The organism is Gardnerella sp. KA00255, assembly GCF_049244095.1.
Lineage (GTDB): Bacteria > Actinomycetota > Actinomycetes > Actinomycetales > Bifidobacteriaceae > Bifidobacterium > Bifidobacterium vaginale_F.
In genome coordinates, this window is record NZ_CP058374.1 from 500,911 (window position 1) to 526,848 (window position 25,938).

Consider the following 25,938-nt stretch of genomic DNA (forward strand, 5'->3'; position numbering starts at 1 on the left):
TGGGATGTTGGATTTGGTGCTGGGTGCGATATCTGGTGGCGAGAAGTACAGGATGCTGGGTGGGGGTATGTTTGAGGTGCTGTTTGGCGGATGGATGTTTGGCGTACTATTGGGTTGTCTGAAGTTTGGGATGATGTTGAGAGTGATGTCGAGTTGGATGATGTTTGAGATGATGTTTGAGGTGATGTTGTGCACTCTGCTTGAGACGCGGCGGATACGCTTAAATCTTGGGATGCGCGAGAGAAAAGACTAGCAACGAACGACGCAAATATGCGGAACTTAGCTGGTAGCATTCTCTCACCTTTCTAACTCGCCATTGCGCAAAATACGCGGTCTAATCCAACTAACGTGACAACTACAGATAGTGAGCATAACATACCTGTATCCCCTATATGAAATTGCACTTACTGGTAAAAGGCCTCTAATGCCTATACCCCCACGATAGCGAGAAATCTCAAGTAATCTATGCGAATTTTGTACATCTTGAAAAAATTTGCCAAATAACCAATATAATTTTAAAAAATATGAAACAACGCTGTTTTTTCAGAAGATTTTTAACAAATTAAATGTTTATTTTCTATGCTTGTCATGTCTTAAATATATGAAAAAAATACGATATATTGTTATAATGTATTTACAATTCCACTATATATTGTGATTATTATCACAATAGTACACGCCGAAAAAACTTCATTTTTGATTGTGAAATTTCATTTTTGCCCAGCCTCTCTCACTCATCGCCTGAGCACTAAGCGCGACGACCTGCTTGAGCGATGCGATATAGCGCGCGAAGGCAACTCGGAGCGCCGAGCTTGCTAGAAGTTGAAAGCACAGTGCGCTTTCAACGCAAGCGAGGTCTGCCTTCGTTTTTACTAACGAAGGCAGGGTGATTTATTTGGTATTGCATTGTGAATTTAGTAAGCGAGCTAACAAGCGAGCTTCCCCCGAATTTGTTTACTTACACACCCCAAAAGTAAACAAAACCAAGAACACCTCCCCGAATTTGTTTACTTATCCGGCGTGTTGGTAAACAAAACCAAGAACACTACCCCGAAATTGTTTACTTATCAGGCATATAAGTCCACAAAACTAAGCGCGACGAAAAACAAAATCGCCACAAAACCATAAACAAAATCCGATGCAAAAATACACGAAATAAGCATGGAATATATAGGAATCGCGTAGTAGCATTTATAAAATAATCTACTGATCAATTAATAGAGAGTAAAGAGAGAACAAAATGAATAATAATGATCCGAGACTTGTTATATTCATTATTGGCGTTATAGTACTCGTTCCTGCATATTTCATAATTATGGGACTCGAATCAAGCAAGCTCAAATCAGAGGGAAAGATTATAGATCGCAAGCATCATTTCGCGAAATACACAGAAGTATTCATATTAAAATCTATGCCATTTGAAGATATTTGCGATGCAATCGTGAACACTGAATATTACGGCAAAGCCAAAGCTGAGGGAAATACTATGATGCGTTTTATTACGATTGAAGGCAATAATTGGCTTGGGGAATTTTCGCCGGTTGACTTAGACGAGCCTATTTACAACGATGGTAAATTAATGCAGGCTTATCAGTTTTCGTTCTTGCAATGGACCCCTGGAAAATCGAATAGCTTTGATATGAATATTGCTTTGACGGCCTTGGAGAAGACGCTGTTGCACTTGGATCCAATGACGCAAGTGGCAATAAAGCGAAACCAAGTGAACACAAAAACGGAATTCTAAGATTCGCAAATCGTCAAATCATTAAATAATCAAATCTTAAGGAGCTTCAAATGAATGATAATCAAGGACTAGGCGTAATTGTTGTTATTGGATTAGTTATAGCTCTTATTGCCATAAGATATGTTCTCTCATATTTGGTTAATTTTCTATTTAACAAAGGTAGCGATGTTATTTCGAACGGAATAGCAGAAGTTCGCGGCGAGATGGAGCTTTCCGATTTCGAATATCTCGCAAACTGGTATGCCGACATGTACAACGTAAGATACGTTGACGCTAAAAATGGCGAGAATGCGTATAATCAGAATCAGCCTTACGTGAATCCGAATAATACGAATCCAACTAATACGAATCCAACTTATGTAGACCCTAACTACGTGGATCCAAACAACACAATCACAAGAGGTACGAACGCGGACACAAACGCAAACGCAAATAATGCGAGCGATACTAGCGTGAACGATGCTAGTGTAAGCGCGAATAATGCTAGTGTAAGCGCGAATAATGCTAGTGTAAGCGCGAATAACACTAACGCTAATAACACCACTAGCGCAAATCCGCCTTACGTAGATCCAAATTACGTGGATCCAAGCTATGTATATCCAAGCGCGAACGCGAACAATGCGAATAACACTAGCGCAAATCCGACTTACGCAAATACGCCTTACGTGGATCCAAACTACGTGGATCCAAACTATGTGGATCCAAACTACATGAATCAGAATAACCAGAATTGGAACAACCAAAACTACGAATATTCAAATCAGAACTACAATAACTACGATAACTACAATTATTCAAACGATCAAAACTACGCAAATCAAGGTTACGTGGATCCGAACTATGTAGATCCGAACTACCAGAACCCAAACTACACAAATGCAAATGCGCAATATGTAGACCCGAATTATGTGGATCCGAACTACCAGAATCCGACTTACGTGGATCCAAACTACGTAGATCCAAATAGCCAGAATTATAACTATCCAAATAACCAGAACTACTCAAATTATCCGGATAACAACCCAAACTATCCGAACTATCCGAACAATTACCCAAATAATCCGAATTACCCAAATTACAACTAGTATTATTGCCTAAAATACAGTTTGCTATTGGAACACGGATGCAGCCGCGCACATACACACGAAAGCAAACGCAACAATGCGCATAATAAGCGCAAAATGCAACCGCGGCACATACGCACGAAAGCACGCTAACGCTCGGTCACAAAATACAAACCGCGCATCACACACCGCGTTATAGCCAGCGTTAGTTTAAATGCCTTCCATGCGGCGCAATATTCTTACGATGCCTGCGAACCGCGGCAATAATCATCGTGGCGAGAATCACGAAACACCCTATAAGCGCTAGCACGAACATCGTCATCCAAAGCGGCCACTGCAACTTGTCGCCCGGCGCGGAAACCGGATCCGGTAGCACGCGATACCCCGTCACCAACAGCCTCTGCGTATTCACGCCATACGGCGTACACGTAAGCAGCGTCGCCAAATCGCGCCCCTTCTCGCGCTGAAGCAACCTAATATCATGCGGATCAACCACGCTAATGCGGAACACCTTGTAACGCAGCGTCCCCCCTTGCACGTCAAAGTAGAAGAAATCACCCTTCTTCAACTCCACTAAATCATCAAACATGGTCGCATTCGGCAAACCAGTATGCGCTGTCACCACCGAGTGACGAGTTTTACCCCCCACTGGTAAATCCGTGCCATACAAGTGCCCAGATCCATACGCCAAAACCTCCTGCGAACTACCGTGATAAATCGGCAGCTTAACGCCAATCTTCGGGATTTTCACAATACCCATAATCCCCATCGGCTCATCCAACTGCTTCGCATAATCCTTATACTCTGGCGTTTTCATATAATCCGTTGTGCCATCGTACGGATCGGCCGTAATAATCGACTTATGCCGCGCGTTATAGCGGCGAGCCGCGCCCAAAATCTTCTCGCGAGCACTCGCAGTTTGCTTACGACTCAGCCGATCATAAGCCACAGAAACTTCCTTCGACACCTTGTTATTCCACAACGTTGACACAACCGGGTACGTGAAGCACAAAATTGCTGCAATCGCGAGAACAATCGGCTCGAGCGTGCGACGGAGTTTGGATTTTGGTTTTTTCGTCGGCTTTGTTGCGGGTTTTGATGCAGATGAGGCTGCTGTTGACTCGGGAACTTGGGTTGGAGTTGATGCGGTTTCAGTAGTTGCGTCTATTGCTTGAGCAGCGGATTTTGCTTTGTTCTGCTTGAAGAAAGCATATACTTTCGTAACAACATCGTTTAATTTCATGCTTCCTCCGTTTTCTATGTTTATGTATGTAATTTTATTTTATGTAGTGCGAGTTTGGGTGGTGGGTGAGGAATAAGTATTACTAGCGCGACGACCTGCTTGAGCGTTTAAAGCTTCTGCCTAATGTTGCTGAGCTCTCGGAGTTTCTATCATCGCAGGCTCTTTGACTGAGCTTGAAATTGCATAAGGCATTTCAAACTCCTTCAAAGCGTGATTTGGCTCAAATGTAAAGTCCAGTGGACTTTACATGCCAAATCAGCCGAACGGCAATTAGCCGTGAGGAATAGTGCGCTTTCAACGCAAGCGAGGCATGACTCTGGCTGTGAGGGATAAGGGTTACTTGTCTCGCAGACGTTACGCTCTCGTACAGTACATGGTTTTTATGCTTGTGCTACTAGTGTTTGGACTCTTAATTAAGTTTTGATTCCTAATAGGATTGGATTATGTGGAAATTTATTTAGAATCGCTCCACTCTTATATTGCTCGACCAAGCAATCCTTATCCCTCACTGCTACTTGGTAGCACGCATAAGAAAGTGCATGTGAAAAAATCTCAAATCTCTGCCACATGAATATGAGTCTAGGATTTAGTTAAGTAAACCCTAGACTCACACTTTGCTATTAGACTACAAGACCAGCTTCAGAAAGCGGATCAAGCGTTCTGCTGCTGTTCTTCTTCCTTGCGATTGCGCACGTACATAATCACGCTCGCAACAATAAGAACCATGCCCACGACAGCGAAAATCAGTATTCCGTAAGCACCAGTTGCAGGAAGATTGAACCAGAAGCTCTTGCCGTCGTCGCCACCCTTAAGTGGGAAGTCCTCAAACTGCTCAGTCGTAGTCTTATCTTTCTCAACAGTCACAGCGTGGACTACAGGAGAAATCGCATAACCCGTAGGAGCTTTAACCTCAACAAGATAAACCGGCTCACCAGCGCGAGTCTTGTACGGAGTTGTAAACTTACCTTCAGCGTTTGTTGTAGCAGTATGTACGTCAGTAGCAGCAGCGCCAGCTGGTTGGGAAGCACCAGCATTTGCAGTAGCATCACTAATAGTTGACGCAGCCTTGCAATCTTTAATCTTGTCTGCTTTCTTGGTAGGATCTGTTAATTTTTTAGCACAAGCATCAGCCTTATCTTTATCAGCAAAAATCCTGAACTCAGCACCAGAAAGATCAGTCTCTTTACCATCCTTCATGTAGTACTTATGGACATCAAGGAAACCGAAGTCAATAGTCGCCTGAGCCTTCTTATTATCAGGAATGATTGGTGGCAAGTCGCTCTCATTACTCTCATGAGCCTGGAAGAAGCCAGACTTATTTATAATCTGATCCTTGCTAGTGTCATCTGCAGTCTGACCATCCGCAGGAGCAGTACCACCTTTGAAAGCATCGCTAAGCTCAAACTCGAGATCAACCGTAACCTTAGGAGCTTCTGCGCCTTCCTGAACATTATTCAAAGCATCAGCAATCTTACCTAAGCCAGCATCTGTAAATGTTACAAGAATACGAGTGTAGCCTTGAGCAAGATCCTTACCTTCAGGTTTAGAATTATCAGTCACTAAAGTGACACTGTAATCCTTAGTGTCAGTAGCAGAAGTACCCTTTTCAAGAGAAGTTGTGCCAATCTTCACAGTCTTCACAGCATCAACAAGAGTTGGATCAGTTGTTGCGCCAGCAGCCTTTTTCACTGTCAAAGCAGCAGTTGGAGCATCATCGAAGACCTTATAACCCTGAAGATTAGCAGCAGTCAACTTACCCTCTTTAGGCTTAGCTTTGTTCACTTCTGCAGTAATCGTGAAAGGCACTTTATCCTTCACGCTAGCGAACTTAGTCTTATCGTAAACCTTCTGAATAGTAGCCGAGAGATCCTTATTCTTCGGCTTCACAATAGGATCATAGTTATAAGCCACAGTCGTCTTGGTGTTAGTCTCCTTGCCAGTCGTGGTGTACTCCGGCAAAGGAAGCGTCATATAGAAGGATTGCAAGTCAGAAACACCATAGCCCTTAGGCGCGCTAGTTTCCTCAACCTTATACAAGCCAAGATCAAGATTATTCTTGCCATCACCAAACTTGGCTATACCATTTTTATCAGTGTTCTTCGGCTCAATAGCGTTAGTAGCATCAAGCTTGACTTCTGCATCATCACCACTGTCTTTAATAGTGTGATCATTCAACTTAGTAACAAGCTTCGCAATCTTCTGCCATGAATCAAACTTGCTAAGATCTAAGTCAACATACTTGTCACCTTCCTTAACAGAAGTGACCTTAGTCAATTTGAAAGTAGCGCCTTCAAGCGGCTTGTAACCAGCAAGGCAAGAAACCTTTGTTCCCTGATGAATAATCTTCCCGCTACCTCCAGAAGGAGTAGAAGAAGGAGTAGAAGAAGAAGGAGTTTTAGCGTCCTTATCCTTCACGCACTTAAGGATGGTTATAGTACCTTTCTTAGGAGCATAATTCTCCCACGGAGCCGGAGCAGGTGGTTGCGTTTGAATCAACTGATTAGGACCACCCCACGCAATGCCAGACATTGTTACAGCGCCGGCGACGCACAGCGTGCCAGCCATCGCAAGCGACGCAACCGCCGCCACGAATTTATTAGTGAACTTTTTCATGTTCACTCCTTTCATTTGCCGTCTACGGCAACTAGAGAATTAGTTTGCATTAATCATGCTCATACGAGTAAAGTTTTAAAATTTTTTGCATTTACCTTGTGTTATCACGCTCCCAAATCCCGAAAGATTGCGCAATAAAACAATGCGCGAAACAGGAAGGCTTTATGCGCAAATGCGTACGTAGTCGCCTTATGCGAAGCACCGCGAGTAAATGCATATACAACTGCTTTATACGTGATTGCATAAGCCTCGCCACCTTCCCAAAATTAATTTGCGGCCGCACTCACTTTGACTTACCACAAAGCCAGCAGCCAGCAGATTCACCAATAATGCTGCAAGAATACCCAGCTGCAAATTCCAACTCTGCCCGCCCGTGTTCGGCAAAGTGAAATTACTCGCCAATTGAATATTGAGCGTAAAAGCAGCAAAATCCTTATGTTCCTTAAAAGCCGTAGGAGTAGCAGAAGTTAGCGCAGAGCTTATCAACGTAGGCGTTAAGCTGCCAGATTGAGCGGCTTTGCTTATTGCATCATCAAACTTAGTAAGCGCTTCAGGCTTCAACGCATACACAACGCACTGGTAATCGCCAACCTCAGTCGGCTTTATGCTCGGCTTTATGCTCGGCTTTATGCTCACTTCCTTATCAGTTCGCGCAGCCACATTCGTCTTAGGATCAGCCGACGCGCAAGTCTTATCGCCTTCTTTATTAGAGTGGCACGTATTTTGCTCCGTATCCTCAGGCACACTCAACCCAAGCTCGGCAAGATTGCTACTCCAAGTCTTGTATTCAAGATTCTCCGCAGCTTGCGACGAACCAGAAGGCTGCTCACTTTGCGAGCCAGATTTCGCACTGCTAGACGAACCATCGACAGCAGTAGCGCCATTTGAGTCACCGACAGCAGAGCCGCCACCTCCGGCATCAGCAGCAGCCTTCTTCTCGCCCTTCGAGCACAGCACGCGCAACGTAATCTTCTTCGTGCTATCCGCCGCAGAAGTAGCATCAACAAACGGCTTAAGCTCCATACCGAGCATCGCAGAAATCTTGTTATTGTCGCTAGTCAACGCTGTTGTAGAATCCTTAAACGGATACACTTTCAGCGTAAGATCATTATCACCAATTTCTGGCGGCTTCGGCTCTGGAGGCTTATTCGACTTCACCTCAATCGTAACTGACTTATAATCCCAGTCAATGCCTTGCTTAATAGACGCTTTATTAGTCCACTTATCTTCAACAATGTTTTGTTCTGGCTTTTCAAACAGAGATTGCTTATTAGTTTCTACTCTAGTATCAAACTCGTCTAATACTGTAGAATATACCTTAGTTTTACCGTTTCCTGAGTTTCGCTCTAATTTAAATTCATCATCTTTTTTAATAGCAAACACTCTGCACTCAAAAGTCCCAGACTTCGTAGGCGTGCCACTAATCCATCTTTGAGATTCCTCAGTATACTTATCATCTTCATACAAAGCAGAATTATCTGCAACTTGAGGAGGTTTAGGTCTGTCCTTATTTTCCTTATGCTTGAACTGAGTTTGCGTACCTAGACTCAAACCATTAACACTGCCTACCGTATAACTGGCATTATCATCACTACCAGTTTTGCAAATCATACGATGATAGATAAAACCAAGCTTTTTAATCGACTTAGAATCAATAAAAAGCTTATTAATAGGATCGTAAGTGTCTGTATTATCAGTACCGCTAGTAGTGTCTCCGGCAACACCTTTAGGCTTTGGATTTATAATAATTTTATTATCTTTTATCTGAGCACCAGCTTGCTTATTCACAAAATCATATAAGCTCAGCTTTAAATCATTCTGCACGTCAGATACATCAACTTTTACACTTATTGTAGCGTATATTTTTTCGCTTTCGTAATATGCATAAACTTTAAATTTATAACTACCGCGATCCCATTTGCCTGGGCGCAACTTAACAGAACCATCAAAGCCTGTTTTATCTTTACTAGTATCCTTAACTTTAGTGGCACCATTATCTTTTTCAAAATTCGCCCAACTTGGTACAGGATATTTAAGATATTGTTCTAATTTAAACCACACGCCGCTCGGCATAGGGGCTGGTTTTCTCTTAGTACCCTTAAGTTTAATTTCGAATTTTGGCTTAATAGTTATAGTGTTACCAGGCTGTATTAAAACAGGATGATTATTATCGACAACACTCTCATCATTATAGTAGCTAACAACATAGCATTTTTTAAAAGGCTTACTACCACACTCTTCCGAGAGACCAGCGTCTTTCACACTTCTGTCAGTGCCTTTAACAGCATCCGCAAAGGCGTCTTTCTTTTTAGAGTCTTTTGCGTTTTTCTTTACAGCAGTCTCAGCTAACTTAGCCTTATCGACACCATTGTTACTAACGGTCTGCTGCTTTTCAACAGGCTTCGATTCCTTATTATTAGTTAAAGTGCTTGAAGAGCCAGTATTTTTCTTATTAGGCTCAGTATTATTATTAGATTCGCTCTGCTCAGTCTGCTGCTTATTCGATTCACCATCATCCTTAACAGAACCAGACTTAGTAGAACCAGCCTTCTCGCCCTCAGTTTTCTCAGTAACAGTAGTATTTGAGCCAGCGCTTAAAGCAGAAGTTGGAGCAATCACAAAAGTAGCAAGCAACGTTGCAGATGCTACAAATAACGAAAGTAACGCTCGACTCGTGCACGAACCGCACGCTTTTTGAGACGAATTTTTAGATGATTTTACGAACGAGCTTTTGGACACATTTTTAGACGCGTTTTTGGACGCGTTTGAGCGCAAAGCGGCGCAAGAAGCCTTTTTAGACTCTCTTGCAACGCCAGAGTCAATGTGACGAGCAACAAAATCTCTAATCGCGCGCAAAACTTTTAATAAAACCTTCTGAATATTCATAAATATTCCTTAATATTCCTTTAAATGCTCTATATACTCTCCCTGACCTTGCACAATAAATAAAGGCTAAAGGTAATGTCTTTACTGCAAGCACAGCCATGAAAACCGTTAAACAGTACGATCAAAACCCAATGCAATGTACAGCTGTAAGCATACCCCCCCCCCATGGTGGAATTCAAGCAAAATTCACGAATTTGACAATCTTTTTGAAAACCACTTTTTCTATGAAAATAATCATGAAATACGTTAAAAAATATTCAAGATAACACATGTTTTTAGAATATTTTACCGTGGACGATTTTAGTTCTATAAACTTCGGGCGTGTCGCAAACCACAATATAACAACACTCAACCATCCGCCAACTACTAAATACAGTGATTTATTGCATATCCACACACATCTATCCATTAGCCATTAACTCAGAAAATGAAACTGCACCAGTGCCCAAAGGCAAGCAAAATCCGACCCTCGCGCAGTTTTATTTCTGCATGAGTGTCCCCAAAGTGCAGCGTACTGTACTTCTATTAGTTAGGCAGAGATTTGAGATTTTTCGCAGTGAACGAGATCTTTAGTGCCACTTTCCATCGCGCACGCAGTAACAGCTCAACACTTCGCTGGCGAGGAAGTCCACTGGACTTCCTCTCTGTGCCAGCTCACTCATCGAAGGAGCTTAAAGCGCACTATGCAGCTTTAAGCTCGGTCGATTCGCAGCCCTTCGATGGTGATTCATCGAATGAAGAAGAAAAATTGAAAAATCTCGGTGATTAACCGAAGATTAAAAGACTAAACATGCCAAGAGCTGTCGAAGTTTCTCTTAGAGCAATGTAAAAATCTTGCGATGAGAGAAACTCCGAGAGCTCAGCAACACTGCATAGGAAAATTATAAAATTCTGTACTGTACGAGAGCGTAACGTCTGTCCTCACGGCTAATTGCCGCTCGGCTGAGCTTGCGTTGAAAGCGCACTGTGCTTTCAACCCTGAGCAAGCTCACGCTCCGAATTGCTTTCGCGCGCTACGCTTTAAGCGCTCAAGCAGGTCGTCGCGCTAGTAATCCTTATCCCTCACCGCCTGAGTCATATCCTCGCTTGCGTTGAAAGTCCACTGGACTTTCAACCCTAAGCAAGCTCGGCGCTCCGAGTTGCTTTTGCACACTACGTTCTAAGTGCAAAAGCAGGTCGTCACGCGCATCGCGATACTATAGAATTGCACGTATAGATACTTTCGAAAGGTTCGCCATGATTGTTGTTTCTACTGATGGTTCCGCGCTCGGAAATCCAAACGGCTCAATGGGTTGGGCTTGGGCAGATCACACCGATGCGTCTGGCAACGCCCACGAACACCATCACACTGGAAACGCAGATGCCGGCGGAGCCACTAACGGCACGAATCAAATCGGCGAATTATGCGCGGTTTTGGAGGCTTTGCGAGCGCATCCTGGAAGCGAGCCGCTAACAATCGAAAGCGATTCGCAATACGCTATAAACTGCGCGACTACGTGGATTCACGGCTGGAAGAAGAACGGTTGGAAGAACTCCAAAAACGAGCCTGTGAAAAACGCCGAGCTGATTCGCGCGATTGACGCGGAAATTACCAAGCGCGAAGGTGCCGTAAAATTCGTGTGGGTTAAGGGGCACGCTGGAAACGCCGGCAACGAGAAGGTTGATACTTTGGCGCACGGGTATGCTGAGGATTGTCGCGATGGTATGAAGGTCGGCTATTTGCCTTTAGAAGGCTGGAAATCGCTGCTTTCTTCTTCTTACGCGAATGGCACTGATATCCCCGACGATGCGCATCTTCTTCTCGATAATAAAATTTCGAGCGCGGAATATCACAAAAATCGCACTGTAGGATCGGATACGAATCCTGATTTTCTTTTAACTAATAAAAATATAGAAGATAGCGATACTAAAGCTAACTCAACTACAGATAGCGATACTACAGATAACGTAATTAAAGCTAGCGAAACTAATACCAACGATACTACAGACTCTACAGATAGCGTAACTGCAGATAGTGATACTACAGAAAACGAAACTACAGCTATCGCACAAAAACAATCCCAAGAAACACAATCCCAAGAAACACAATCCCCCGAAACGAAATCTACACAAACACAATCCCAAGAAATTCTAAAATCCGTACCAGGACTAAGCGTATCTGGCGTACTTCAATTCACTCCACCGCCAAATACCAGCCCAACTTTTAACGGTGAAGCGCGTTATATCTCCGGCACAATAAACGTAAGCGGATACGTGCAACCTGATGGCACGCTACGATTAGATCCTACATCTTTTTATATCCGCACAACTTCCAAATAGATAAAGCTAATCTAAAACTAGCAGCGAGAACCAAAATAGTTAAAAAATCAGCCTAGAGACTAATATTATACGTGTACATGATGTGTACGCGAGCGCATATAACATGCCTCTCCCGCAATAGCGATGGAAGTTCATCGGCGAACTCGGGAATAACAAAAACAAGAAAGCAGGAATAATGGATAAAGCACAACAAGACGCGCTTAAAAAGGCAGCAGGCATTGAGGCCGCAAAGATTGTAAAGAATGGAATGATGGTTGGTCTTGGCACCGGCTCTACAGTGCGCTTCTTGGTTGACGAGCTTGGCCGCAGAGTTAAGGAAGAAGGCTTGAGCTTCACGGGAGTCACCACTTCTCGTCGCACGCAAGAGCAGGCAGAAGGCTACGGCATTAAGATTCTCGACATTAACGAAGTGGATCACATTGACGTTACAATCGATGGTTCTGACGAAGTTGACAAGAATTTCAACGGTATTAAGGGCGGCGGCGCGGCACTTCTTTGGGAAAAGATTGTGGCTATTAACTCCGACCGCATTGTGTGGATTGTTGACGCAAGCAAGGTAGTTGATACGATTGGCAAGTTCCCACTTCCTGTTGAGGTGATTCCGTTTGGCTCCGCGCAGGTGATTCGTAAGTTCGAAAAGCGCGGATATAAGCCAGTTTTGCGTCTTGATGCGGACGGCAAGGAAGTGCGCACCGACGAGAACAACTTCGTGGTTGATTTGCATATGGAGCGCATTGAGCATCCGCAGGAGTTGGCGAAGGATTTGATTGAGACTGTTGGCGTTGTGGAGCACGGCCTGTTCTTGAACATGGTCGACACAGTGATTGTTGGCGATCCAAACGGTCCGCGCACTCTTACGAATCCAAATAAGTAACGCAAAAACCTTACGAATAGAGTCCGCAAACGCGGGCTCTATTTTTTATTACTGCACGAGTGTCCAGAAAAAGGGGTACATATCAGCACTCTAAGTAAACAAAACCAAGAACACTTCCCCGAATTTGTTTACTTATGGAGAGTATTAAAGCGAAAACAAAAAAGCGCCGGAAATCCGACGCTTCAAAAAGTCTTACGTGCCTAAACGTTCAGACACGCATCAACGCATAGCAAGAAAATTACTTGCGCTGGTGACGAGTCTTACGCAGCAGTTTGCGGTGCTTCTTCTTGCTCATCCGCTTGCGGCGCTTCTTGATGACAGAACCCATCTGAAGCCTCCATTCCTATGTAAAGTGTGCAACTTGCCTAATGTTACACCGTTTTGACGACTTTCGCACACTATATCAAATAATTCCCAAATACAACACGCGCAAAACGCTAAAACATGGCTGAACAACGGCTAAAACACAGCTAAGTCACATTTAATCTGCATCTAAACTTAGCAAATCAAAACGCTTAGCTAATCACATCTTAGCCCATCAAAACGCTTAGCGAATCACATCGGGAAACTACGATAGAATCGCTCAACCGACTGCTTAGAACCAGATGCCTGGAACACAGCAGTATCATTTTGCCAAATAACAGTTGCCTGATTCTTATCCTCTTCCGAAGTGCGCACAATATAGCTACCGGTAGTTTTGCCTGAAACTTGAATCTTTCCCGAAGCCAAATCATCGCCCTTCAAGCCTGAAGCCAAAACCTCGTACTGCTTATTTGCCGCATCCTTAGTCGGCCATTGCGCAACAATAACCGAAATGTCAGCGCCAGATTCGCCCGTGGAATACTTAACAGTGTATTCCTCTAATGGCGCCGCAGAAGTCCACGTAGCACTCGCCGAAGCATCCACCCTTGCAAAGTCAAGGACGCTATCCGGCATTTCTTTCAAAAGCGCAGTAGCGTTAGTAGGAAGCTTTTTTGCCGGAATAGATGGAGTTTTTGGCAACGCAACAGCATGATTTGAACGCTGAGTAGACGAATGATTCAAAGCCCATCCTGGCCACACAAAAGCCGAAAGAAACGCGAGGATAACAATACAACCAGCAGATGCTAAAACAATAAACAATCCACGGTGAGAATGAGGAGTAATACTCGAATTGCTACTATATGACATGTCTGTATTATCGCACAGTGCGATGACGGCAATTCGCAATAAACCGCTAGCCCGAAAAATGTCTAGAAAGCCATATAGCGTCTAAGCATGGCTGCAAAATCTACTACTAATTATCTCTGCTCTGAATGCGGTTGGAGCGGATTAAAATGGTATGGCCGCTGCCCGGAGTGCGGAGAATGGGGCACAGTTAACGAGTTTCACGAAGCGCGAGTTAGCGGATTATCTCGTACAACACGCGAAGCGCGGGCAATTGCACCAGCGCGGGCAATTGCATCCGCAAAATCTACGTCAACATCATACGCAGCATCGGCATTAGCGAAATCCAGAACAACAACAACATCAACAACAGCGGCATCAACAGCCACAGCCACATCCGCATCATCAGAATCAGCATCCACATCAACATCCGCGCAGCCAATCACGCAAATTCACGCAGACGATAGCATGCGCATTCCAAGCGGATTCTCTGAATTCGATCGCGTTTTAGGCGGCGGATTAGTTCCAGGCTCAGTCACGTTAATAGCAGGAGAACCAGGAATAGGAAAATCCACTTTACTCCTCGAAACCGCTGGAAAAGTAGCTAAAAGATCGCAAGAAACCAAATCAAACCCAGTCTTGTACATTTCTGGAGAAGAATCAGCCGCACAAGTTAAACTCAGAGCATCTAGGATTAACGCGCTAAACGACTACTTACTTTTAGCGTCAACAACTAATCTCGGCACCGTGCTTTCGCTTATAGAACAATATCAGCCAACGTTAGCAATAGTGGATTCAGCGCAAACAATCGTTTCCCAAGACGTAGACGGAATTACGGGCGGTTCCACGCAGGTTCGCGAAGTGGCGAGCGCACTGATTGACGTTGCAAAAGCGTATGAAATTCCAGTGCTTTTAGTAGGACACGTAACTAAAGATGGATCAATCGCGGGCCCTCGAACTTTGGAGCACTTGGTTGACACGGTTTGCCAGTTTGAAGGCGATAGCCAGACTGCTTTGCGCATGCTTAGAGCTGTTAAAAATCGTTTTGGACCGACAGACGAAGTTGGATGTTTCGATATGAGCGGCGAAGGCATTGAGGAAGTACCGGATCCTTCTGGACTGTTTTTGTCTTCTCAAGAAGCGCAAACTGAGGGAACTTGCGTAACGATGACTTTAGAAGGACACCGAAGCTTGCCTATAGAAATACAAGCGCTCGTAACTAATTCTGCACTGCCGACTCCTAGAAGAGCTGTTTCTGGAGCGGATAGCAACAGGATTGCCATGCTTACCGCCGTACTTTATAGGCACGGACACGTAAACCTTTTGTCGCAGGATTTATATGTTTCCACGATTGCAGGTGCAGTGGCAAAAGAACCGGCTTGCGATCTTGCAATTATTGCCGCTCTTGCTAGTGCTGCTAAAACTAAAGCTGTTAAAAGTAACACCTGCGCGATTGGCGAAATCAGCTTAAATGGACAAGTCCGCACAGCTCCAAGAATGGAACCAAGACTTCGTGAAGCCGCGAGACTTGGATATAAGCGAACCATAATCTGCCCTATGCGTAAGAAGATAAGCGTACCGGGATTAGAGATAATCGAGGTGCGTACAGTACGTGAAGCATTGCAAGCACTTGGGTTGTGAGAAGTCTGAAATACGAATATCAGACTTCAGAAAACTCCATAAAACCAAGCAACCCTTCTTGCTTTTGTTTACAAACACGCCCAATAAGTACACAAAACCAAGAACACTTACCCGAATTTGTTTACTTAGAACGCATGTAAGTACACAAAATCAAGAATACTTCAGAATACTTCAGAATCAGCATCTGTAATAGCGCGAACGTTCTCAACGTCACGCTTAATCGTATCCTTCAACTCGTCAACAGAGCTAAAAGTATGCTGAGGTCGCAAGAAATTAGTGAATTCTAAGCATACGCGATGCCCATACAAGTCTTTCCACTCATCAGTTAAAGCATACGCCTCTACAGTATGTTCTTGAGGATCGGAACCATTGGAATCATTCGACAAATCTCCAGCACCATCTCCACCAGCGAAAGTAGGCTTAGATCCGATTGAAATAGCTGCCGGCCAACGCCACGGAGAACGCGCACCTAAATGTAATTCATCGCGACGAAGCAAGCTGGTAGTAGGAATAATATCTGAAGAATCGTTCTCCTCAGTATCAGATCCGCCAACGCTACGCACAGCATCCGAATCTAAATCAATAAGCCAGCCAGCATAAACGCCATCAGCTGGAATATATCCTTCAATCGACTCACCTAAATTAGCTGTCGGATATCCAAGCTCACGACCGCGCTCATTTCCGTGAACAACAGTTCCCTCAACTCTATGTGGCTGACTTAAAACCTCACGAGCATCCTTCACTCGCCCAGTCGCAAGCATCCAACGAACATTCGTAGAACTCCACGCGCGAACTTTTTTATTTGGAATTCCCTTGCTCCACGCGCGATATTCAGCCTTATTCATGCCTTCCGAAGGGTCATGCGGATCGCCATCTTCTTTAGGCTCTTCGCGCACAATAGGATCTGGAACGCGAACTTCTCCTGGACCGCAATCGTCAACAACAATCAACTCAAAAACGCCAGTCGCACTCGCAAGTTCGCCAATCGTATGAATATTACCAGCACGACGAGCTCCAAGCTCAGCATCCTTCCCAAGAACTAATGCGCGCATGCCAAGCTTTCCAACAAGTTGCCCTAAGAAGAATCTATAAGACTTAGCCGCGAAAGCTAGGCTGTATCGAACTATAAGCACATGGTCAACGCCCAAATCAGACATAACACGCAAACGCTGACGTATACTGCTTAAAGCTTGATCATCAGCTGGGATATCGCTAGAAGAATCGCCAAAGTCATCGTATTTGTCTGGATTTTTGTGAACAGTACTAGGACGAGGATTGAACATGATAACGACGGAAAAAGCGCCATTGCGATGAGCAATATCCACGGTTCTGCTGATTATTTCGCGATGCCCGCGGTGCATGCCATCAAATGCACCAATTGTAACAACTGACTTTTTTTCGGCGCTTAAGGTTGGCCAATTAATCATGCCGTTTGCATCTGGTCTAATATCTATGACCTTCATCATATTCCTGCTATCAAGTCCAATCTTTTACTCATCATGACTCTTACAAAATCCACATACAAAGTCACGACTATTTTCACTCAGCTTCTAGTTTACCAGCCTTCTGCTCTGCCGGAAATACCACAACAGGCTTGATTTTCCCACAATTGTCATTTTCCGCTGGTTCTACGATTGCAACAACGTCAACAACTACAGATTTTGAGTCAGAAGATCCGTTATATGCGTAAATATTACCAGATTTATTAGTAGAAGACTCACAAATATCGGATTTATTACTATTTTCGCTAATAGTTTTATCGACTTCCTCTACTGTATAAGTTAAAGCCGGATATTTTACTGCAGTCTGATTATTAACTTCAGCCTGATTATTAACTTCAGCCTGAGTCTGCTCGCAAGTCTGTGCATTAGCCTGAGTTTGATTGCAAGCCTGCTCGCACAAGTCCAAATCCTGAGATTCATACTGCAAATATGGCTTCGAGAACAGCTCTAAATTAGGAACTTCGGCATCTTCAGGCAACTCGATAAAACGCCCAAAACGCAAATCTTCCGCTTGCGATTTATTAATGCAAACAATAGGAAGCACGTATTTTGCGACCTGCAACATAGTTAAGCAATAGTGAGATATGCAAGGCGCACTTGAACATTTGTCAACAGAACCAGTCGCACCTGAACACGACGCACCGAAATCTTCCAAGGGAGCAGCCTTCAAGCGAGTTTGCAATACGCCATTTTTATCCGTAAACTCTTTAGATTTAGCGCAAAGCTTAAGCACTCGAGGATTGTCGACAGAGAAATAGCCAATATTAGTACGTCGTAATTGAACTAAATGACCGCCAACTCCAAGCATACGACCCAAATCTCGAGCCAACGCACGAATATACGTTCCACTAGAGCAAGTAATATTCGCGTGCACGTCAATCACCTTCGCACCGCTTACGCCTTCAGTTACTTTTGCATCTAGAACAGAAAAATCATGAATAAAAATCTTCCTAGATTCTAAATGCACTTCCTTCCCCTCGCGAGACAACTCATAAGCGCGTTTTCCGTTAACCTTAACGGCGGAATACGAAGTTGGAACTTGCATAATACTTCCAAGAAAATGCTTGGAAATTACGGATTGCAATTCTTCAATAAACGACGCACTATCAAACGACTCAGAGTCAACCGAATCTCCGTCAACCGAAGCTCTGCCAACCGAAGCTCTGCCAAAATACTTGCTTCTAAACGACACGCCCGATGCAGCTTCAGAAGATGCAAAATCATCCTCGAAAACTTCATTCGAGATAACATCTCCATCAGCATCATCGGTGGTAGTCGCCTCACCAAGACGAATAACCGTTTCGTAAGTCTTATTCTGCCCAAGCAGATAATTAAGCAAACGAGTTGCACTCCCGAAACCGACAATCAACAAACCTGTTGCCATTGGATCAAGAGTTCCAGCGTGGCCTACACGCTTTGTGTGCAAAATGCCACGAACGCAATCAACTACGTCATGGCTTGTAACGCCTTGAGGCTTATCAACAAAAATAAAACCAGACTTTGGCATTTTCTCTCTCTTTAACATTTTTACGGCTTAATAAACTTAACCGACAGCGCGCCCTAAACGGTTAAACAACTCCAGCGTCTTAAACGATTTATATCACTTAAGACTCATGTCCATCTCGCTTAAGACGCCACTGTCAATAAGTTAATTAGTAAGAATCGGAAAAATTTCACGAATCTTAAGTTTTAGAAGAATCATACTACTTAAAGCGATAAAAATCATCACCTAAATCAGAAAATTTTTCAGATTAATCCTAAAAACAGGATTTATCTGCCAAATCATCCGCTAAATCATCCACAAAATCGGATTAAGATTCTTCTAAATCATCCTATAACGATTCGTCCTCAGATTCGTACTCAGAAGTAGCGCCATCCTCTAAAGATTCATCCTCAGAATATTCATCCTCTTCAGATTCATCATCATCTTCAGATTCCAAAGAGTCAATTTCTCGCGGCTTCTTATACGGATCGACATCTCCCGCATATTGAGCATTTTCACGCGCTTTAGCTAATTCTTCATCTCGTTTTCTAGCAGCAACAAGAATATCCTCAATTTCATGCGCTTCAGTTGGCACTTCGTCATAAATAAACTGCAATTGCGGCGTCAAACGCAAGCCAGCTTTAGCACCAACAAGCGAGCGAAGCCTACCGTGAGCCTGCTGCAAAGCCTGGGCTGCACGCTGACGCTCACCCTTCTCTTTGCCTTCGTGACCAAGTTGCGTCCAATAAACTTTCGCAATCTGCAAATCGTTCGTAACGCGCACTTCCGTAATAGTCACGCTAGAAAGACGCTTATCGTGCAAATGCGATTCCATATTAGACGCAATAACACGCTGGATTAACGCCGCTATTTTCGCAGCCCTAGGATTTGTTCCTGCCATAATTACTTACGCTCAATCTGCTTCATTTCAAAGGTTTCGATTATATCGCCAAGCTCAATGTCATTGAAGCTACCGAGATTAATACCGGCTTCGTAACCCTCTTTGACAGATTGAACATCGTCTTTGAATCGACGCAAGCTGGAGATTTCAAGATCGTTGACAGTAGCAACGCCGTCGCGCAAAATACGGCACTTCGTACCGCGCTTGACTTCGCCGTCTTGAACCATAACACCAGCAATATTGCCGAACTTGGACGAGCGGAAGATTTCGCGAATCTCAGAGTGAGAAGTAACAACCTCTTCAAATTCAGGCTTAAGCATACCTTTCAAAGCAGCTTCGATATCTTCGATTGCCTTGTAAATAACCGAGTAGTACTTAACTTCCACGCCTTCGCGTTCAGCCAAATCAGCAACCTGACGGTTTGGACGCACGTTGAAGCCAATAATCACAGCCTTATCAACAGTTGCCAAGTTCACATCGTTCTGAGTAATTGCACCAACACCGCGGTGAATAACCTGGATTCCAACTTCTTCAGAAACCTCAATCTTCATCAAGGAATCTTCCAAAGCCTCAACGGAACCAGAAGAATCGCCCTTAATAACGATGTTCAGCATATCAACTTCAGACTTAGCGAACTGTTCCTTAAGGCTTTCAAGAGACACAACCTTGCGACGCTTAGCAAGCTGAGCTGCACGTTCTGTAGCCGCACGCTTCTCAGCAATCTGACGAGCAGAACGATCATCCGAAGTAACCAAGAACAAGTCGCCAGCGGTTGGAACTGAAGTCAAACCAAGCACCTGAACAGGAGTGGAAGGAGCCGCATCCTGCAAGTGATTGCCGTTTTCGTCGAGCATTGCGCGCACACGGCCGTAAGAAGTGCCGGCAACAATAGAATCGCCAACGTGAAGTGTACCCTGCTGCACAAGAACAGTAGCAACAGCACCACGACCCTTATCGAGTCGAGCTTCGATAGTTGCACCGCGAGCGTCCATATTTGGATTTGCCTTAGGATCAAGCTCAGCGTCAGCAGTCAACAACACAGCTTCAAGAAGCTTATCGACGTTCGTGCCCTGCTTTGCGGAAATATCCACAAACATAGTGTCGCCGCCGTATTCTTCAGCAACCAAACCGTATTCAGTGAGCTGGCCACGCACCTTTTCAGGATTAGCGCCTTCAACATCAATCTTGTTAACGGCCACAACAATTGGCACGTGAGCAGCCTGAGCGTGGTTAATAGCTTCAACAGTCTGAGGCATCACGCCGTCGTCTGCTGCAACAACAAGAATTGCAACGTCTGTAAGCTCAGCACCGCGGGCACGCATAGCAGTAAACGCTTCGTGGCCTGGGGTATCGAGGAATGTAATCTTACGAGGCTTACCTTCAAGATTTACCATGACTTGGTAAGCACCAATACGCTGGGTAATGCCGCCGGCCTCGCGCGCAATAACATTCGACTTACGAATAGTATCAAGCAAGCGAGTTTTACCGTGATCAACGTGACCCATAACAGTTACTACAGGCGGACGAGATTGCAAATCGTCATCTTCTTGCAATTCTTCTTCGTCCAAATCAATATCGAATTGCTGCAAAAGCGCCTTATCTTCTTCTTCTGCAGAAACAATACTGATATTCCAGCCGATTTCTTCGCCCAAGATTTGGAATGTTGACTCATCCAAGGACTGCGTAGCTGTTGCCATTTCTCCCAAGTGGAAAAGAACAGTTACCAAAGCTGCTGGATTCACATCAATCTTTTCTGCCAAATCAGAAAGAGTTGCACCCTGACGCAAGCGAATCGTAGCGCCATTACCCGAAGGAATACGAACGCCACCAATCACTGGTGCTTTAAGCTCTTCGTATTCACGACGCTTCGCTAAACGATTCTTACGAGCCTTAGAAGACTTGCCTCCCTGACGTCCGAATGCACCTGCAGCACCAGCACGACCGCGACCGCCTCGCGATGGTCCACCATTTGGCGCTCCAGCAGCAGCTGCTTGGAATCCTGCTGCAGCTTGTGCTCCTGCAAAACGTGCTTCAGAAGAAGCTTGACGAGAACTACCACCCGATGCATGCGAACGATGTGAACCACTCCATTGGCCTTGACGTGCTGAACCGCCTTGACCTCCCTGGCCTCCTTGTCCGCCTTGGCCTTGTTTGCCGCCGCGACCGCGACCGCGACCATTGCCATTACCAGCACCCTGGACTTGACCGCCCTGACCTGGCTTGCCACCGCGATTGCTTTCGCCCGGACGAGACATTGGATGAGGACGAGGAATATCTCCAGGTGTAGGAGAACGCATGCCCTGTTTACGACTAAATGGATTATTGCCCGGACGAGGAGCATTTGCACCAGCCCCATGAGCTTGATGAGGACGAGGACGTGGAGGCATTTGCGAACGATCAGAACGATTATCGGAGCGCTCGGAACGATTCGAACGATCTTGACCTTGGCCATTTTGACCTTGCGCTTGGCCACCCTGACCGCCTTGTTTTGCGTTACGCGACTGAGAACGCGAACCATCACGACGATCCGAACGACGATCATTCCCATTAGAGCTGTTAGCACCGTTAGCAGAACCGTTAGTTCCGTTAGAACCGTTAGCAGAACCGTTAGTTCCGTTAGTCCCAGCATTTTGATGAGCGTGAGTGTGAGCTCCTGGCTTAGGAGCAGAGGATTCAGACGCAGTGTGTGCTGCTTGCGCTGACTCGCCACTATACGCATCGGAAGGCTTTTTCTCGCCACTATTGGCATAAGAATTATCCGCAGAATTTTGCGAATTAGCAAAATTATTTACAGCGCTATTGTGGCCAGGCTTTTCTGAAGACTTATCAGAAAGCTTTTCGGAAGACTTCTCGCCGAACTTTTCAGAATCGGCACCCGCATTTTTAGAATCGCCTTTTGAAGAACTAACCTTTGCGGAATCCATCTTCTCATTCGTAGCTCCATTCGATGCTGAATTCGAAGCAGACGAAGACGACGAAGATGAATTAGCGCCAGAACCAGCTACTTTTGTGCCGGCTGACTTAGTTGCGGAACTATTATTACTACCGCCGTCAGAAGCAAATGCTGTCTTCAAACGACGCGCAACAGGAGCTTCAACAGTGGAAGATGCTGATTTTACAAACTCTCCCATGCTCTTCAAACGCTCCAACACGGTTTTACTATCTACACCAAATTCTTTGGCTAGTTCGTACACGCGCTTTTTTACCACTCAGTGTTCTCCTCAGTCTGTGGCAGCGCTAACCCACGCAACCACGTTTATTATTGCGAGTTTTTATGTATTATCGTGCGATATATCATCGTGCGACCATGATTTTGTACCTCGTCTATCACTGGATGAAAGCAAACGCATTCACCCAGCAACCTGCTAAGCCACTTAATAAGCCATTTAAGCCACTTGCCCAGATTTCAGCTAATAGCATACCGGAAACGTTGGATTCGATATCAACCCAACTTTCGATTCTCCTATCAGCCTAATTTTGAATCCGACTATCAGCCTAATTTTCAGCTTGTGCTAACTTAGCAGCCTCAACCTTTTTAGCATGCTCTTCAGCAGATTCGACACCAATCTTCCAACCCGTTAACTTTGCAGCCAAACGAGCATTCTGACCTTCTTTACCGATTGCCAAAGAAAGCTGAGCATCGTGAATATACGCAATAGCAGTCTGACTCTTTTCGCTTACAACAGTTACTTGTGTTGCAACAGCTGGCGAAAGAGCTGCAGCTACAAACTTTGCTGGATCTTCAGACCAGTCAACAATATCTATCTTTTCTTGTCCAAGATTTTCCATAACAGCGCGTACACGAGCACCGCCAGGACCAATCAAAGCACCCTTAGGATTGACTCCGTCCGTATTTGCACGGACAGCAATCTTAGTGCGAGCGCCGGCTTCACGAGCAATAGACATAATCGACACAGCTCCAGAAACAAGTTCAGGAACTTCACGTTCAAACAAACGGCGAACAAGTTCAGGATGCGATCTTGAAACAACAATTTCAGGCCCACGCAAGCCGCGCGCAACATTCACAACGTAAACTCGAATGCGCTCACCGTGACGATAACGCTCACCAGGAACCTGCTCACGACGTGGGAGAATTGCCTCAACATCCCCAACTGCAACATGTATATTCGAAGGATCCTTAGAATCTTGCTGAATAATGCCATTAATCAGCTTGCCTTTTTGACCAGAAAAAGCTCCAAAAACACGGTCATCTTCTGCTTTGCGGAAAATCTGGCTAATAACCTGTCGCGCTGTAGCGGCGGCAAGACGTCCAAAATCATGGGGAGTATCGTCATATTCCTCCCCCAAAGTTGTGGCAGGATGAGGATTCTCTTCCGTAGGAACACCTGGTATTTCATCTCGTGCCCAAACAGTAAAAGTACCAGCGCGTTCATCTAATTCAACGCGAGCATGCTTAGCAGGATGCGAAGTCTTCATATATGCAAGACGTAAAGCCTCGGCGAGTGCCTCGTCCAGCTCTTCGGCATTAATCCCCTGCTGAGCCGCAAGCTGATGCATTCCCGCCAAATCCAATTCCATCGTGCACGTCCTCTCGTATATTTAACTTATAATTCACTTATAATTATTTGTAGTTATGAATTTTCATTTGTATTTATAAATCTTCAATTACGCCATATTTCTATAATCAACACTTTTTCAGTCTAATTACATAAAATCTATACAATTTACGTAATTAAACAGCTTTATTATAAAAACAAGCATAATTTTTAAGTATTTCCATTATTTAAGAGATAATTTTAGACATCATTTGATGTTGAAAATCTAAAAACTCCGCATTGGTCACACTCGTTGCTTATTCTATTAGATTATGCAGACACTTAAAGTTTTGTTAAAGGATTCAATACGCAAAGCAAAAAGTACAGCTAAAACCGTTATTTCAGTAGTCTTTTGCTGCGGAATCGTACTTTCACTATCTGCATGTAATAATGTTCGAATAGACCAAAAGGCACTTGAACAGTCCTCAGCAAAATCTAGCCTTTGCGCGAGCGCCTATCGTATAGCTCAAAAAAATCAAAAATATATAGATGCTAATAGCTCTAGTAATGATTCTGAAAACGCTAATAACGCGAGCAGTGATACTGGAAAAACCGATAAAAGCAACGATACCGAAAACTCTGCCAAAAGCAAGAATACCGTCAAAAACAATACTGAAAACTCTGCCAACAACGCTTCCAACAATTCTGTCAACAGCGCTTCCTCAAAAACAGAAAAATCCGCGCAATTAAATTACTCATTACTCAAACAAACCGCTAAAGCGTGGCAAATAGTCGCAGAACAGTGCCCGAGTAGATTTGCTGAAGGAATAGTAAAAAGCACACAAATAACAGTAAAACTAATACAAAATAACAGCGATTTTGCCAAAGAATTTGCCGAAGAATTTACGAAGGATTTTTCCGAAAACTCATATAAAGACTTTGCTGAGGCCTCGTCTAAGAACTCATCTGAAAACTCATCTGAAGAATTTGCAGAGAATCCTGAAAATTCAAAAAATAAATCAGACGATTCAGATTCTAAAAAATCTTACGCTTCACAAACCCCATCCGATCGCTTAACGCGCGTGGCAGATGAAGCGGAAACACACATGTTTGAAGCTATACGAAAATTTGCGCACGATCACGAAAGCTTACGTTTGACGCACGCCCCTATCGCGCGAGCAGCACTTGGAGAGGATCAACTTGCTTTTATTTTGCAAACGCTCGCCTCAAATCAAAAAGACCGGGATTTGTTTAAAAAAGGCGAAAACGCGGCAAGCATATCTGATACTTTCATGCATTTTGCCGGAAAAGGCAAGGATATTCGCAAAAAAACATATGATTTCCCATTCGAATCATTGGATTCGCAAAAAGCAAAAGACACTGCTACTGGAAAGAATCTTAAAGTTGAGGCAATTGTCTATATGGATTGCGCGCGAACAGAACTTGCAGCTTTAAACGAAAATTTTGCATTTACTGGATATGACGCTAAAAGTGAGATTCCAGAAGCAGATTACGACTATGCCAATTCAGACAACTCCTCCAATTCAGATAACTCCTCCAAGAGCGGCAAAACTGCAGATTCCTCTCACAAGTCAGGATCTCACAAGCCTGGATCTCACAAGTCAGATTCCTCATCTATCAATCTGAAAAAATCTTCTATAAAAGAAGTAAATAACGAATTGCACAATATTCTAGCGAAACTCGTAATCTCAAGGCTTTTGCGCGCTTACTCAATGGGATACCCAACAGACGTATCCGCAATTCTCGCTAAATAATTTCGCGCTCATCCACAGCGCCACTAAGTACACAAAATCGTGGAAACGTTCTTGATTTTGTGGACATAGAGGGTACATAAGTACACAAAATAGGGGAAACGTTCTTGATTTTGTGGACTTAGAGGGTACATAAGTACACAAAATCGGGGAAGGGTTCTTGATTTTGTTTACTTATTGGGCATATTGGTAAACAAAATCAGGGAAGGGTTCTTGATTTTGTTTACTTATTGGGCATATTGGTAAACAAAATC

General features: G+C 44.2%; 17 protein-coding genes. 7 read left to right on the forward strand and 10 right to left on the reverse strand.

Annotation, left to right across the window (positions count from 1 at the left end):
* Positions 1-4 precede the first annotated feature (4 nt).
* The 3 genes from HXT51_RS01920 (at position 5) to HXT51_RS01930 (ending at position 2,829) form a co-directional block, all read left to right on the forward strand.
* Positions 5-253, forward strand: coding sequence for a hypothetical protein (locus HXT51_RS01920; RefSeq protein WP_421776648.1), 249 nt, complete (start codon positions 5-7; stop codon positions 251-253).
* A gap of 987 nt (positions 254-1,240) precedes the next feature.
* Positions 1,241-1,744 (forward strand): hypothetical protein, encoded by a 504-nt coding sequence (locus tag HXT51_RS01925; protein WP_415692116.1) that lies wholly within the window; start codon positions 1,241-1,243, stop codon positions 1,742-1,744.
* A gap of 50 nt (positions 1,745-1,794) precedes the next feature.
* Positions 1,795-2,829 carry a hypothetical protein gene (locus tag HXT51_RS01930; RefSeq protein ID WP_421776649.1) on the forward strand — a complete coding sequence of 345 codons (1,035 nt, stop codon included), beginning with the start codon at positions 1,795-1,797 and terminating at the stop codon, positions 2,827-2,829.
* 184 nt (positions 2,830-3,013) lie between these two features.
* Here the strand turns inward: HXT51_RS01930 and HXT51_RS01935 are convergent, their stop codons facing one another.
* The 3 genes from HXT51_RS01935 to HXT51_RS01945 form a co-directional block, all read right to left on the reverse strand.
* On the reverse strand, positions 3,014-4,051 hold the full coding sequence (locus tag HXT51_RS01935) for a class C sortase (protein WP_421776650.1): 1,038 nt from the start codon (positions 4,049-4,051) through the stop codon (positions 3,014-3,016).
* Positions 4,052-4,702: 651 nt separating this feature from the next.
* The gene (locus HXT51_RS01940) at positions 4,703-6,664 is read right to left on the reverse strand and encodes a SpaH/EbpB family LPXTG-anchored major pilin (RefSeq protein ID WP_421776651.1); all 1,962 of its coding nucleotides are present in this window, start codon (positions 6,662-6,664) and stop codon (positions 4,703-4,705) included.
* A gap of 228 nt (positions 6,665-6,892) precedes the next feature.
* A complete protein-coding gene (locus tag HXT51_RS01945) occupies positions 6,893-9,550 on the reverse strand; it encodes a hypothetical protein (RefSeq protein WP_421776652.1) in 2,658 nt (885 codons plus the stop codon).
* A 1,236-nt stretch (positions 9,551-10,786) separates the two neighbouring features.
* Here HXT51_RS01945 and HXT51_RS01950 point away from each other — a divergent pair.
* On the forward strand, positions 10,787-11,869 hold the full coding sequence (locus tag HXT51_RS01950) for a ribonuclease H family protein (RefSeq protein ID WP_421776653.1): 1,083 nt from the start codon (positions 10,787-10,789) through the stop codon (positions 11,867-11,869).
* 175 nt (positions 11,870-12,044) lie between these two features.
* A complete protein-coding gene (rpiA, locus tag HXT51_RS01955) occupies positions 12,045-12,743 on the forward strand; it encodes a ribose-5-phosphate isomerase RpiA (RefSeq protein WP_004105437.1) in 699 nt (232 codons plus the stop codon).
* Positions 12,744-12,981: 238 nt separating this feature from the next.
* Here rpiA and HXT51_RS01960 read toward each other — a convergent pair whose 3' ends face one another.
* Positions 12,982-13,071 carry a 30S ribosomal protein bS22 gene (locus HXT51_RS01960; RefSeq protein ID WP_004268639.1) on the reverse strand — a complete coding sequence of 30 codons (90 nt, stop codon included), beginning with the start codon at positions 13,069-13,071 and terminating at the stop codon, positions 12,982-12,984.
* 227 nt (positions 13,072-13,298) lie between these two features.
* Entirely contained in the window at positions 13,299-13,913 is a 615-nt protein-coding gene (locus HXT51_RS01965) for a hypothetical protein (RefSeq protein WP_421776654.1), read from the reverse strand.
* 87 nt (positions 13,914-14,000) lie between these two features.
* Here HXT51_RS01965 and radA point away from each other — a divergent pair, with 87 nt between their 5' ends.
* Positions 14,001-15,530 (forward strand): DNA repair protein RadA, encoded by a 1,530-nt coding sequence (gene radA / locus HXT51_RS01970; protein WP_421776655.1) that lies wholly within the window; start codon positions 14,001-14,003, stop codon positions 15,528-15,530.
* 161 nt (positions 15,531-15,691) lie between these two features.
* Here radA and ribF read toward each other — a convergent pair whose 3' ends face one another.
* From ribF to nusA, 5 genes are all read right to left on the reverse strand, one after another.
* Complete coding sequence (gene ribF, locus HXT51_RS01975; RefSeq protein ID WP_421776796.1) at positions 15,692-16,993, reverse strand: bifunctional riboflavin kinase/FMN adenylyltransferase; 1,302 nt, start codon at positions 16,991-16,993, stop codon at positions 15,692-15,694.
* A 76-nt stretch (positions 16,994-17,069) separates the two neighbouring features.
* The gene (locus tag HXT51_RS01980; RefSeq protein ID WP_421776656.1) at positions 17,070-18,557 is read right to left on the reverse strand and encodes a tRNA pseudouridine synthase B; all 1,488 of its coding nucleotides are present in this window, start codon (positions 18,555-18,557) and stop codon (positions 17,070-17,072) included.
* Between the two features lie 307 nt (positions 18,558-18,864).
* The gene (rbfA, locus tag HXT51_RS01985) at positions 18,865-19,416 is read right to left on the reverse strand and encodes a 30S ribosome-binding factor RbfA (protein ID WP_421776657.1); all 552 of its coding nucleotides are present in this window, start codon (positions 19,414-19,416) and stop codon (positions 18,865-18,867) included.
* Between the two features lie 2 nt (positions 19,417-19,418).
* Positions 19,419-22,625, reverse strand: coding sequence for a translation initiation factor IF-2 (gene infB, locus HXT51_RS01990; RefSeq protein ID WP_421776658.1), 3,207 nt, complete (start codon positions 22,623-22,625; stop codon positions 19,419-19,421).
* Between the two features lie 286 nt (positions 22,626-22,911).
* Positions 22,912-23,955, reverse strand: coding sequence for a transcription termination factor NusA (gene nusA / locus HXT51_RS01995; RefSeq protein ID WP_103084311.1), 1,044 nt, complete (start codon positions 23,953-23,955; stop codon positions 22,912-22,914).
* Positions 23,956-24,244: 289 nt separating this feature from the next.
* Here nusA and HXT51_RS02000 point away from each other — a divergent pair, with 289 nt between their 5' ends.
* Positions 24,245-25,687 carry a hypothetical protein gene (locus tag HXT51_RS02000; RefSeq protein WP_421776659.1) on the forward strand — a complete coding sequence of 481 codons (1,443 nt, stop codon included), beginning with the start codon at positions 24,245-24,247 and terminating at the stop codon, positions 25,685-25,687.
* The last annotated feature ends 251 nt before the right edge of the window (positions 25,688-25,938 follow it).

What these genes read in the sequence shown, in the direction of transcription:
- HXT51_RS01920 (WP_421776648.1), top strand. Translation starts at nt 5, where the DNA reads ATGTTGGATTTGGTGCTGGGTGCGATATCTGGTGGCGAGAAGTACAGG.
- HXT51_RS01925 (WP_415692116.1), top strand. Translation starts at nt 1,241, where the DNA reads ATGAATAATAATGATCCGAGACTTGTTATATTCATTATTGGCGTTATA.
- HXT51_RS01930 (WP_421776649.1), top strand. Translation starts at nt 1,795, where the DNA reads ATGAATGATAATCAAGGACTAGGCGTAATTGTTGTTATTGGATTAGTT.
- rpiA (WP_004105437.1), top strand. Translation starts at nt 12,045, where the DNA reads ATGGATAAAGCACAACAAGACGCGCTTAAAAAGGCAGCAGGCATTGAG.
- HXT51_RS02000 (WP_421776659.1), top strand. Translation starts at nt 24,245, where the DNA reads ATGCAGACACTTAAAGTTTTGTTAAAGGATTCAATACGCAAAGCAAAA.
- HXT51_RS01935 (WP_421776650.1), bottom strand. Translation starts at nt 4,051, where the DNA reads ATGAAATTAAACGATGTTGTTACGAAAGTATATGCTTTCTTCAAGCAG.
- ribF (WP_421776796.1), bottom strand. Translation starts at nt 16,993, where the DNA reads ATGAAGGTCATAGATATTAGACCAGATGCAAACGGCATGATTAATTGG.
- HXT51_RS01950 (WP_421776653.1), top strand. Translation starts at nt 10,787, where the DNA reads ATGATTGTTGTTTCTACTGATGGTTCCGCGCTCGGAAATCCAAACGGC.
- nusA (WP_103084311.1), bottom strand. Translation starts at nt 23,955, where the DNA reads ATGGAATTGGATTTGGCGGGAATGCATCAGCTTGCGGCTCAGCAGGGG.
- radA (WP_421776655.1), top strand. Translation starts at nt 14,001, where the DNA reads ATGGCTGCAAAATCTACTACTAATTATCTCTGCTCTGAATGCGGTTGG.
- rbfA (WP_421776657.1), bottom strand. Translation starts at nt 19,416, where the DNA reads ATGGCAGGAACAAATCCTAGGGCTGCGAAAATAGCGGCGTTAATCCAG.
- HXT51_RS01980 (WP_421776656.1), bottom strand. Translation starts at nt 18,557, where the DNA reads ATGTTAAAGAGAGAGAAAATGCCAAAGTCTGGTTTTATTTTTGTTGAT.
- HXT51_RS01940 (WP_421776651.1), bottom strand. Translation starts at nt 6,664, where the DNA reads ATGAAAAAGTTCACTAATAAATTCGTGGCGGCGGTTGCGTCGCTTGCG.
- HXT51_RS01960 (WP_004268639.1), bottom strand. Translation starts at nt 13,071, where the DNA reads ATGGGTTCTGTCATCAAGAAGCGCCGCAAGCGGATGAGCAAGAAGAAG.
- HXT51_RS01965 (WP_421776654.1), bottom strand. Translation starts at nt 13,913, where the DNA reads ATGTCATATAGTAGCAATTCGAGTATTACTCCTCATTCTCACCGTGGA.
- HXT51_RS01945 (WP_421776652.1), bottom strand. Translation starts at nt 9,550, where the DNA reads ATGAATATTCAGAAGGTTTTATTAAAAGTTTTGCGCGCGATTAGAGAT.